General features: G+C 54.6%; 14 protein-coding genes. All 14 read left to right on the top strand.

Annotation, left to right across the window (positions count from 1 at the left end):
* Positions 1–128: 128 nt before the first annotated feature.
* The 14 genes from BN871_RS05330 to BN871_RS05395 all read left to right on the top strand — a co-directional run bounded on the left by BN871_RS05330 (position 129) and on the right by BN871_RS05395 (position 10165).
* Positions 129–809: a hypothetical protein gene (locus BN871_RS05330; protein WP_048744903.1), complete on the top strand. Its 681-nt coding sequence runs from the start codon at positions 129–131 to the stop codon at positions 807–809.
* A gap of 63 nt (positions 810–872) precedes the next feature.
* A complete protein-coding gene (locus tag BN871_RS05335; protein ID WP_048744904.1) occupies positions 873–1988 on the top strand; it encodes a DUF5309 family protein in 1116 nt (371 codons plus the stop codon).
* Between the two features lie 49 nt (positions 1989–2037).
* The gene (locus tag BN871_RS05340; protein ID WP_021877130.1) at positions 2038–2262 is read left to right on the top strand and encodes a hypothetical protein; all 225 of its coding nucleotides are present in this window, start codon (positions 2038–2040) and stop codon (positions 2260–2262) included.
* 17 nt (positions 2263–2279) lie between these two features.
* Positions 2280–2681, top strand: coding sequence for a hypothetical protein (locus BN871_RS05345; RefSeq protein WP_048744905.1), 402 nt, complete (start codon positions 2280–2282; stop codon positions 2679–2681).
* Positions 2682–2999, top strand: a complete 318-nt coding sequence (locus tag BN871_RS05350) for a hypothetical protein (RefSeq protein ID WP_021877132.1) — start codon at positions 2682–2684, stop codon at positions 2997–2999. It begins immediately after the preceding gene.
* Positions 2999–3424, top strand: coding sequence for an HK97 gp10 family phage protein (locus BN871_RS05355; RefSeq protein ID WP_021877133.1), 426 nt, complete (start codon positions 2999–3001; stop codon positions 3422–3424). Before BN871_RS05350 ends, BN871_RS05355 begins: the two co-directional genes overlap by 1 nt.
* A 1-nt stretch (position 3425) precedes the next feature.
* On the top strand, positions 3426–3869 hold the full coding sequence (locus BN871_RS05360) for a hypothetical protein (RefSeq protein ID WP_021877134.1): 444 nt from the start codon (positions 3426–3428) through the stop codon (positions 3867–3869).
* A gap of 59 nt (positions 3870–3928) precedes the next feature.
* Entirely contained in the window at positions 3929–4981 is a 1053-nt protein-coding gene (locus tag BN871_RS05365) for a phage tail sheath subtilisin-like domain-containing protein (protein WP_048744906.1), read from the top strand.
* A 17-nt stretch (positions 4982–4998) separates the two neighbouring features.
* Complete coding sequence (locus tag BN871_RS05370; RefSeq protein WP_048744907.1) at positions 4999–5424, top strand: phage tail tube protein; 426 nt, start codon at positions 4999–5001, stop codon at positions 5422–5424.
* Between the two features lie 57 nt (positions 5425–5481).
* Positions 5482–5886 carry a phage tail assembly chaperone gene (locus BN871_RS05375; RefSeq protein WP_021877137.1) on the top strand — a complete coding sequence of 135 codons (405 nt, stop codon included), beginning with the start codon at positions 5482–5484 and terminating at the stop codon, positions 5884–5886.
* A gap of 174 nt (positions 5887–6060) precedes the next feature.
* Complete coding sequence (locus tag BN871_RS05380; RefSeq protein WP_048744908.1) at positions 6061–8172, top strand: phage tail tape measure protein; 2112 nt, start codon at positions 6061–6063, stop codon at positions 8170–8172.
* Between the two features lie 246 nt (positions 8173–8418).
* Positions 8419–8949 (top strand): DNA polymerase III subunit delta' C-terminal domain-containing protein, encoded by a 531-nt coding sequence (locus tag BN871_RS05385; RefSeq protein WP_157060209.1) that lies wholly within the window; start codon positions 8419–8421, stop codon positions 8947–8949.
* 4 nt (positions 8950–8953) lie between these two features.
* Positions 8954–9757: a stage 0 sporulation family protein gene (locus tag BN871_RS05390; RefSeq protein ID WP_048744909.1), complete on the top strand. Its 804-nt coding sequence runs from the start codon at positions 8954–8956 to the stop codon at positions 9755–9757.
* Positions 9758–9778: 21 nt separating this feature from the next.
* Positions 9779–10165: an initiation control protein YabA gene (locus BN871_RS05395; protein WP_083436256.1), complete on the top strand. Its 387-nt coding sequence runs from the start codon at positions 9779–9781 to the stop codon at positions 10163–10165.
* The last annotated feature ends 22 nt before the right edge of the window (positions 10166–10187 follow it).

Here is a 10187-nt window from a genome sequence, read left to right on the forward strand (position 1 = left end):
GAAATCGTTGAGGAGCGCGTGGGTGAGTTCGTTATTAACCTATTATAATTCGTTGTCCTACGTTATGACGTTAAACTAACGGTCTAAATATCCGATAGCCGACGGGCTCTAAACGGTGGAGGTAACGAATGATTAACGAAGTAAAACGCGATTTGCGATATAAACTCAACCTGCAGAATTTCGCGGAAGATCCGGACCCAACGCCAGAACCGGAACCAGCGAAGAAACTCGAAATGACACAGGAGGAGTTTGACCGCATTATTGCGGACCGAATCGGACGCGAGCGCAAGAAATTCGCTGACTACGACGACGTCAAAACGAAGCTAACTGCGTTTGAACAAGCGGAAGAAGAACGCAAGAAGGCGGAGCTGACCGACAAGGAACGCGCTGATGCCGACAAAGCGGCCGCATTAAAGCGCGCGGAAGATGCCGAAGCTGAGCGCGATAAGGCACTGACGGCGGCTAATCAACGCCTGATCAAAGCGGAGTTTAAGACGCTCGCCAAAGACGCCGGCATCCGTTCCGACGCGCTGGAAGATGCGTTTAAGCTCGCAGATGTGTCGGGAATTACGGTCGATGACGAGGGCAACGTGGTCGGCGCGAAGGACGTTCTCGACGCGTTGGTGGCTGCGAAACCGTATCTCGTTGAGGTAACGAAAAAGGAACCGCGTCAAATTGGTGGCGCGAGTAATCCGGACCCGACGGACGAAGTAAAGACGCTCGAAACTCAACTGGACGAAGCGCGCAAGAGACGCGATTTCAACAAAGTCGTTGAGCTTTCGAACAAGATCAAACAACTTGCGAAATAAGAAGGCGGCCGAATTCATCGGTCGTCTTTTTATATTCCCTAAATCCAAGGAGGAACAAGCAGAATGCCACAATTGACTTATGATTTTAAAGACCAGGTTCGCGAACTCGAAGCCGGTATTTCCCTTATTATCAACGACGCCCCTACGCTGCTCGGCCTGGTCGGTATGAACGGCGCGCCACTGTCCCAAACGAAATACGAGTGGATGAGTGATAACCTGAACTCCAACCGCGCTAACCTGAAAGTGGCCGCGGCTGTTGGCGACACGTCCCTTACGGTTAACGACGGCGACGGCGCGAAATTCCGCGTTAATGCAATCGTCGTAGCTGGCGAAGAGTACATCAAAGTGACCGCCATTGTCGGCGACGTCCTGACGGTTGTTCGCGGATTCGACGGTACGACCGCAGCCGCAATCGCAATTGGCGCTGAGCTCCGTATCGTTGCGCGTCCACAGCTTCAAGGCGCAGGAATCGGTCAAGACGAAGGTCACGATCGTTACACGGACTACAACTACACGCAAATCATTGAGCGTTACGCGTCCGTATCCAATACGCAAATGGCCGTCAACACGTACAACGTTTCGGACGAATTGAACTACCAAGTTCAACTCCGCCTGAAAGAAGCCGCGCGCGAGCTCAATGACTGGCTGATCTACGGCCGCCGTATTCAAGGCGCCAAAGGAACGCCGTCAACTTCCGGCGGTCTGCTGTACTTCGCGAACGCTAACGGCGCGAAAAAGGCTAACCTGGCCGGCGCTGAAATCTCCGCCAAGGCGCTTAACGACGTCATGGAAGAGGTTTACCAACGCGGCGGCAACGTCAATACGATTCTGACGAATACGGCCGGCGCGCGTCAAATTTCGAAACTGGCCGGCGGAACGATCCGGACCGAGCGCAGCGACGAAACGACCGGCTACCGTATCTCGACGTTCGTATCCGACATCGTTGGCGGCAACGAAGCGACTATCGTAGTCGATCCGAACTTCCCGAAAAACAAAGTCGCGTTGCTCGACCGCAGTATCCTGTCGCTGAGTGCTCTGCGCGGCATGTACGACGTCGATGCGTCCGTTCCCGGCGCCGACTACGTTGCTCGTCAGATTCGCGGCGAGTACGGCATCAAAGTTAAGAATGCGAAAGAGAAAATCGCGGTCCTCGAAAACGTCAGCACTTCGGTATCCTAATCATTCGGGCGCTCTTAACGGGGCGCCTTTTCTTTACGGGAGGTAAACGATGGCTAAGTACGAAGCACATCCGCTTTACGGCGTTGTATCCGGCGCTGTCGACGTAAAGTTTGACCACGCAGGCGCCTACGAAACGGAAGACGCGGCGGAAATCGCCGTACTCGACGCGCTATGTCCGCTATGGGCGGCGCGAGTTGACGAACCACAACCGGAGGACGAGGGCGAGCAGCCCGCGAAGAAGGCGCCAGCCCCGCGCAAACCCTCCGCCAAATAAGCGAAGGAGGCCGGACCATGGCGCTAACAATTACGGATGCAGACGCCTATATCACGCTCAACTGTATTGATATCGAAGACTTTGCGGAGGCGGTCGAAGCGAAAAAACAACGACTTGTAAACGTCGCATCTCGTACGCTCACGACAAAGTATCCGCGATATACAATACCGGACGGCGCGGTCTACGAGTTCGCAAACGTTCTCGCGACGGTGTTTAACGATACGAATCGCTTGGCACAGGCGGGACTGACCGGCTTTACCGTTGACGGCGTTGGCTCTTTTGATTTTAAGGACGGAATGGTCAGCGCGCCAGGATCGGACTTATCACGTTACATCCCGCAGGCGGCGCTCGACCTGATTGGTGCGGAGAACGGCGGAATTAAGCTTTCGAAGCGACGCGTTTATTGGACGGTGCTGTAAATGGCGCTCATTCCGCTGAAACAAACGATTACTGTAACGAAGGCCGGCGAATCGGACGGATGGGGCGGCGTCGAAAATGGCGATGTCCTAACGCTGCCGGCGCGCGTGGTCAACGAAACGAAAACGGTCAAGACGCCAACCGGCGAAGAGGCCGTCACCAGCCTGCGCATTACGCTCGATAAACTAGCGGACATTTCGTACGACGACACAATAACGTTCACGGATGAACTCGGTGCGACGGTCGAACGAAAGCCGCTATCTATCGCGCCTAAGCGGATGCTGAGCGGTCGGGCGATTCTTACGGAGGTATACGTCTGATGGCGGCCGAGTTTGAGTTCGACATGTCGCGGTTCCTGCACGTGATTGAAGGCGCGGCCGATACGATCGCAGCCGGGGCCAAACGCGGTATGCACGACGCTCTCGACGATTGGAAGCGGGAAGCGGTGGACGTCGCGCCAATCGATAAGAGTACGCTGCGGCGCTCCATTACCGTTCAGGAAATCGAAGGGTCTGGCGCAAACTTGACCGGTGGTATTTCGGCTAACGCAGTCGAGCGGATGAAGAGCGGTCGGCGCTTTAATTACGCATACTACATTCACGAGGTTAAGGGCGACGAGTTTAGCGGTAAGACGCCAGGCACGGTCGGCCGTTTTCTCGATGTACCGGCGGAAAAGAACGGCGAAAAGTGGATGCGTGGAATTGAGGCGGAGATCGCCGACGAACTAAAGCGGGAAGGGTGGTAGCGTGACGCTGATTAACGAATTGGTCGCGATCGAGGCGTTTGTCAAGCGCACGTTTCCGACCGCAATTACCGAAAAGCAGACGGTGCCTAAAGCGCCAAAAGCCAACACGTTCGTTATCCGCTTGCAAAACGATGAGCGAACGCTAGAGACGCCGTCCTACTACCGGATTGAACGCGAATACCAAATCGTATACTTTGGCGCGAAATCTCCGGATGTGCTGGCGGCAATGGACGCGCTAAGTACTTCGGTCTATCAATCGAATACAATTCCGATGAATGACGGCTCCCTGCGCTACGTGCGGACGGAGTCGTTTTCATTTTCGATGCCGTTCGAGACTGACGGCGGGCTTTACGCGGCAATCGGCGTTCTTAGCGCAGAAACGCGTGAGGCGCGGACTCAGGCGGTGTACGACAAGATTATGAAAATCAATACGCGCTATCAGTAAGGGGCGAGCCCAATCGGTTCGGCTCTTTTTTGCGCGATTTTACGAAGAGAGGTGCTTCTATGGCAGGCGGTCAATGGGACCCGACATCAATTCCGACGCGCCCCGGTCTTTATATCAACTTCGTCACCGCAGCGGCCGCGCAAATTAAAGGCGGCGCACGCGGTACAGTCGCAATTCCGCTTAAAGCGTTCGCCGGCGGAACGGCAGCGGCGAAGCAGTTTTATACGGTAACAACGGAGGCTGACGCAACAACACTGTTCGGCGCAGCTAATATCGCATCGATCAAATACGCGCTCCAAGGTGGCGCGAAGGAAGTTCTCGTCTATACGCTTCCTGCGAGCGCAGTCACGGCGGATTACACTGATATGCGCGTAGCTTTCGACACGCGTCCGTTTAACGTGTTTGCGTTTGACGGCGAGGTTGCGGCGGCCGAACAAGACGCTGTGAAAACGTGGGTTGCGGCCAATCGCGCAGACGGCAAGCATTTTCTGGCGGTATTTGGCGCGTCCGTTGCGGCAGACGACGCTACACCGGCGACCGGCGATGCGCGCTCTGTACGTGTGTCCGACGACTACATCGTTAACCTAACGGTCGGCGGCGTAATCAACGGCACGGCGGTTAGCTCCGGCAAGTACGCGGCATGGGTGGCGGGCCTTATAGCAGGCACCGCGATTAACGCGTCGATTACCTACGCGCCGGCACCGGTTGACGACGTCAACAAGCGCCTGACTAACGCCGAAATCAAGACGGCTCTCGGCAAGGGATCGCTGGTCCTCGTAAACGACGGCGAGAAAATCAAAGTCGAGCAGGGCGTCGTAACCAGCGGAAAGAAAATCCGCCAGATTCGCGCACGGCAGGCGGTAGCGACGGATATTACGAAGACGGCGGCCGACGCCTATATCGGCAAGATCAACAATAACGAGGACGGCCAGGCAGCGCTTATTGTCGCGATTAAGGCGTATCTCGAAACGCTGGAGACTTCGAATGTGCTCGCGAATCCGACGGTCCAACTCGATCCGCAGCGGCCTAGCGTCGGCGATACGGTGTACCTGCTGATTGGCTACGTCGAGGTTGACAGCATGGAGCGAATCCTGATTACGGTCAATATCTAACGGAGGTGTAACGAATAATGGCAGAAGCGTACAACGGTAGTTTCGGCTACCTTTACGACGCTGACGGCGTGTGGCTGACCAACGTTTACTCCGTTGAAGCTAATATCGACGTCGGAGTGGAAGAAATCAAAAAGGCGGGCAGCCGCTGGTTGGGCCATAAGCCGACAACGCTTAAAGGCACGGGTTCTTTTACGGGATATCTCGTAACAACGAATCTCAAGGATAAATTGCTACGAATCGCTAACAACGCTAACGCACCGTTTGTAACGGAGCTTATCGTCAAGCTCGCAGATCCGGAGGCGAGCGGCGCTTATCGCGTCCGCCTCAAGAACGTCATGTTCGATAAAATCCCGCTGATTAAATACGAGGTCGGCGCGGTGGTCGAAGAGGAGATGTCGTTCGTTTTCAGCGGCACGGAGATTCTCGATCGAATCGTTGTCTAACGCGCGGGCCTTCGGGTCCGCTTTTTAATTTCGAAAATAACCGGAGGTTGATTATAGATGGCAACGGCAACGGCAACGAAGTTTAACGCGCTCCAAGCGCTTCTCGGCGCGACATTGAAACAGGAATTGACGGTCTACATCCCGCGTTTGGGCGGAAATTTTACTGTGAGATCCCTTACAAGCGATGAACTTTCGGAAGCGACCGTACAAGCAACGATTCCCGGCCCTAAAGGTACGAAGTCTCTCGATGATCGGCAGTTTCAAGCGGCTGTCATCGTTAAGGCATCCGTTGACCCGGACTTTAACGATAAAGCGCTGCAGGATCATTACAAAGCATCGGACGCTCTCGACTGCGTAGGCAAGGCGCTGCTGCCCGGAGAGATCGCGAAAGTTCTGCAGGCGGTCATGGACGCGTCCGGTTTCGGTGACGATGAGGAGCTCCTGGAAGAAGCAAAAAACTAATCCGGGCGGGCGGTGAGGCGTGGTACATACACGTTATTTTCCAGCGCCATCATATCCCGCCGGATGAATTTTACGCGAAGGATAAACGGCATCGGATGTTTATGTACGCGTCAATGATCGTCGCCCTTGAGGACGAGGATAAGGCGCGCAAAGATGCGGAAAGGAGAGCAAAGAGTGGCGTATGATCTCGTAGCCAGGCTGAAACTGGTAGACGGTATGACCGGTCCACTACGAAAAGTTAAGCGTCAGATAGACGACGTAACGAAGACTACCGCGTCAGTCACGAAAGCAACCGCGACATACACCAGCGCAACGACGAAGATGACGGCGGCTGGCGGTCGTTACGTATCAACGGGCGGAAAAGTCAGGCGCGAGCTAACGTTAACCGAAAAGGCGTTAAAAAGCGCCGGCAGCGCGTTTACGTCGCTTGAGCGCAAAGTCGGTCGCGGCATTAAATGGGGAGCGATCGGACTCGGCGCGGCAGCGGTAGGAGCAGCGGGTTTTGCCGTAGGGTCATCCGCTAAAAAGGCGATGGATTTCGAAAGCCAACTCGCTTCTATTCAGGCGCTAACCGGTATCAACGACGCCGGCCTAGCGAAAATGCAGTCGCTTGCCTTGGTGGAAGGTGCGCGTACCCAATATAGCGCGTTAGAAGCGGGGCAGGCGATCGAGGCGCTTATTAAGGCGGGTATGGAGACAGCCGACGTTATGGGCGGCGGACTACGTGCGGCGCTCGACTTGGCGACGGCTGGCGGCCTGGACTTAACGGAAGCCGCCGAAACCATGTCAACGAGTATGAACGCGTTTCGGAAAGACGGTCTGCGCGCGGCCGAAATCGCGAATGTACTCGCAGGTACCGCGAACGCAGCGGCGACGGACGTACATGGTCTCGGTTACGCGCTTGCTTCGGCGGGTGGTATCGCGGATCAATTCGGCGTATCGTTTAAAGACTTCAATACCGTTATCGGCTTGATGAGTAACGACGGCCTTAAAAACGGCTCGGACGCGGGTACTTCGTTCAAGGCTATGTTGATGTACCTGCAACCACAAACGAAGAAAGCGACGCAAATGTTTAAAGCGCTCGGCTTGGGCGTAGGTAAAACGAACAAGTTTTTCGAGAATGGCAAAATCAAGAATGTCGCCGGGATCGCGGAGCAACTTTACAAGACGTTCTCCAAGTTTAATGATCAAACTCGCGGCGCGCTTTTTCTCGATATTTTCGGCACTGACGGCGTAAAAGCAGCAGCATCGCTGTACAAGGCCGGCGCAAAAGGCGTAGAGAAATTCCGCGAAGAAATGTCGAAAGTTACCGCGCTTGACGTCGCCAAACGAAAAATGAATACGGCTGCCGGAGCAGTCGAGCAATTCCGCGGCGCGCTCGAAACGCTGCAAATAAGCGCGCTTCTTCCGACAATGCCGCTGATCAAGGACTTCGCGAATTGGGCGGCGAAAGGCATTGAGAAATACTCGCCTCAGATTACGAAGTCTGCGCAGGCTATCGTCGCGCAATTCCGCAGCTTTTTGGATTCCGCTTATCTTAAAAATCCGGAGTTCCTGAAGCTTGACGGTTTAAAAGCGAAGGTTTCGTTCATATTTGACGATATCATGACCCGCTTTAACGATTGGTACAGCGGCGGCGGAGGTACGAAGATTGCCGCAATGGGAACGAAGATTACCGATATGTTGGCGCAATCGCTCAAAGCCTCCGAACCGCTTATCGAAGCTGCGACAAAGATCGGCGTATCGATCGGCGCGGGAATTCTTCAGGGTATACTCAGTGACCCGACGATGATGGCGCTACTTGGCGGGTACCTCGGCGCAAAAGGGCTGTCGGCAACTCCCGGAAAAGGTGGCGGTCCGAAACCTCCGACGAGTACGACGCCTAAAGCCGACGGAGGCAAATCGCAAGTACCAACTGGCGGGGCGATCATCCCATACGTTGGGCAAGCGATGGCGCTCGGATCTATAGCGGATGCTCTTGCAAAGTATCCGAAAGAGTGGGGCGTAGAACTTGCGCAGGCACTGGGATACCGAGAGCAAGTCGTTACAAACGCGCCGCTTAACAAAGACGTCGTCGATAACCTGTTGAAACAGCCGGAGTTTATCTTATCGAATGGCTATCTCGCGCATCTTCCGAAGGTTGATGAACGGCTCCAAACGCTCGGTACGCAAATCGCCAACCAAAAACCGGCGCAAGTAACCGTAACAGGAAACACGTTCCAGGTCCGCAAGGATTCGGACATCGACGCGATCGCGCACAGCATCGCGAAACACATCGCGTGGTAAAGGAGGACGCTAATTGGAAATGTACCTGAAATTCAATAATGGCGCGGAGTCTCTATGGCTCCCGGTAAACCCCGAACGAATCGGAGCAACGTCGGCGGGCGCGTACGAAGATGTTCCAATACTCAATTTCGGCGAGTATACCGTACCTTCCGCGCCAAAGACAACGACATATACCCTATCGTCCTTCTTTCCGCGCGATTACAACGCGAGCTATTGCAATTATATCGATTTACAGCGGCCGGGGCCGTGCTGCCCACTATTGCTTCCCGAACACAGCCGGTCCCTTTTTTGCCCTATTCGCCCAAGGAGATGCTGGAGCAGCTCGCGCAGGAAGGATATCCTGCCGCTCATGTCCGCGCAGCCGTCCATTTGGCTTCCGGCCTCGACGGATGCCGCGCTGTAATAGAACAGATTGGGTTTGCAGAAATCCGAAATGTAGTGATACAATTAGGCAAGGAGAGCACTTCCCGATTCACTGCGGGCATGGTGACCGTCCAGCAGAGGCTGATCAAGGCCGATCTGGGCTCAAGCTCGCAGCTGCTACTGTCTTTATTGGTGTTATGGTTCAGAGACATGATTCATTATCAGGCCGGAAGGTCTGAGCAGATGGTTTTCATAGATCAGTTGGATTGGATTAGTCAGCATGCGTACACGAAGCCGGCCGCTTATTGGGTTTCGTGCATGGAGCATGCCATGGAGGCAGCGGGGAAGATCAAGGCCAATGTGGCTCCCCAGCTTGCCATAGAGCAATTACTGGTACGTCTACAGGAGGGTTAAATCCTTGTATAATGTCGTCGGTGTTCGCTTCAAAAAAGCGGGCAAGATCTATTACTTTGATCCCGTCGAACATCCCGTAGGCACGGACCATCACGTTATTGTGGAAACTGCCAGGGGTGTGGAATACGGCAAAGTCGTAGTCGGACAGAAGCAGGTAGACGAATCGGATGTAGTTCTCCCTCTCAAAAAAGTCATTCGCATCGCCAGCGACCAGGACGCCAAGGTCGTCGAGGAGAATCGAGGCGCCGCGCAGAACGCGTTCTCGGTCTGTCTGGATAAGATCCGCGCGCACGGGCTCAAGATGAAGCTGGTGGATGTCGAATTCACGTTTGACCGCAATAAAATCATTTTCTATTTCACGGCAGAAGGCCGGATCGACTTCCGTGAGCTCGTCAAGGACTTGGCCAGCGTATTCCGTACCCGGATCGAGCTTAGACAGATCGGCGTACGCGACGAAGCCAAGATGCTCGGAGGCATCGGCCCTTGCGGACGCGTCCTGTGCTGTTCTTCCTGGCTGGGCGATTTCGATCCCGTATCCATCAAGATGGCCAAGGATCAAAGCTTGTCGCTGAACCCGACGAAAATATCGGGATTGTGCGGAAGGCTCATGTGCTGCCTGAAATTTGAGCATGATAACTACGAAAGCGTGCGGGAGGAAATGCCCGCCATCGGCAAGACCGTCGTCACCTCCTTCGGAGAAGGAAGGGTTACCGGCATCAACGCGGCTTCCAAGAGCGTTTACGTCCAGCTGTTCGAGATCAGCGGAAGACCGAAAGAAATGCCGATCGACGATGTTGTTGTAAAATGAATGTGAACCTGAACGTCATGCATGAAAGCTCTGGGGTGTGAGTTCTTGGAGAATAAAGATCTTTTCCTTCATATGGATGAGCTTGAAACTAGAATGGGCGGCTTTCACAAAGAATTGGGCGAGCTCAAACAAATCGTCAAGCAGCTGGTGGAGGCGAACAAACAGCTCTCGATCGAGAATCGTCAGCTGCGCAAGGTGTTGAGGAAGGAAACCAATCCTCACACGGAGAAAGCGATGCAGCCGGTGCATTCCGGTTCATCGGCTCCTGTCCGGCAGCTGGCTTCCGATTCGGGGTCTTTGACCGAGGAACTGCCGCAGGCGGTTGGAGAAGGACACGACAATCTGGCAAGGCTTTATTATGAAGGCTTCCATATTTGCAACKYGCTACCKATCCGCAAGGAATCGTAGACTTCTACGCCGGCGTGCTCGA

Origin of the sequence: Paenibacillus sp. P22, from assembly GCF_000469945.2 — a bacterium.
Taxonomy (GTDB): Bacteria; Bacillota; Bacilli; order Paenibacillales; family Paenibacillaceae; genus Paenibacillus_O; species Paenibacillus_O humicus.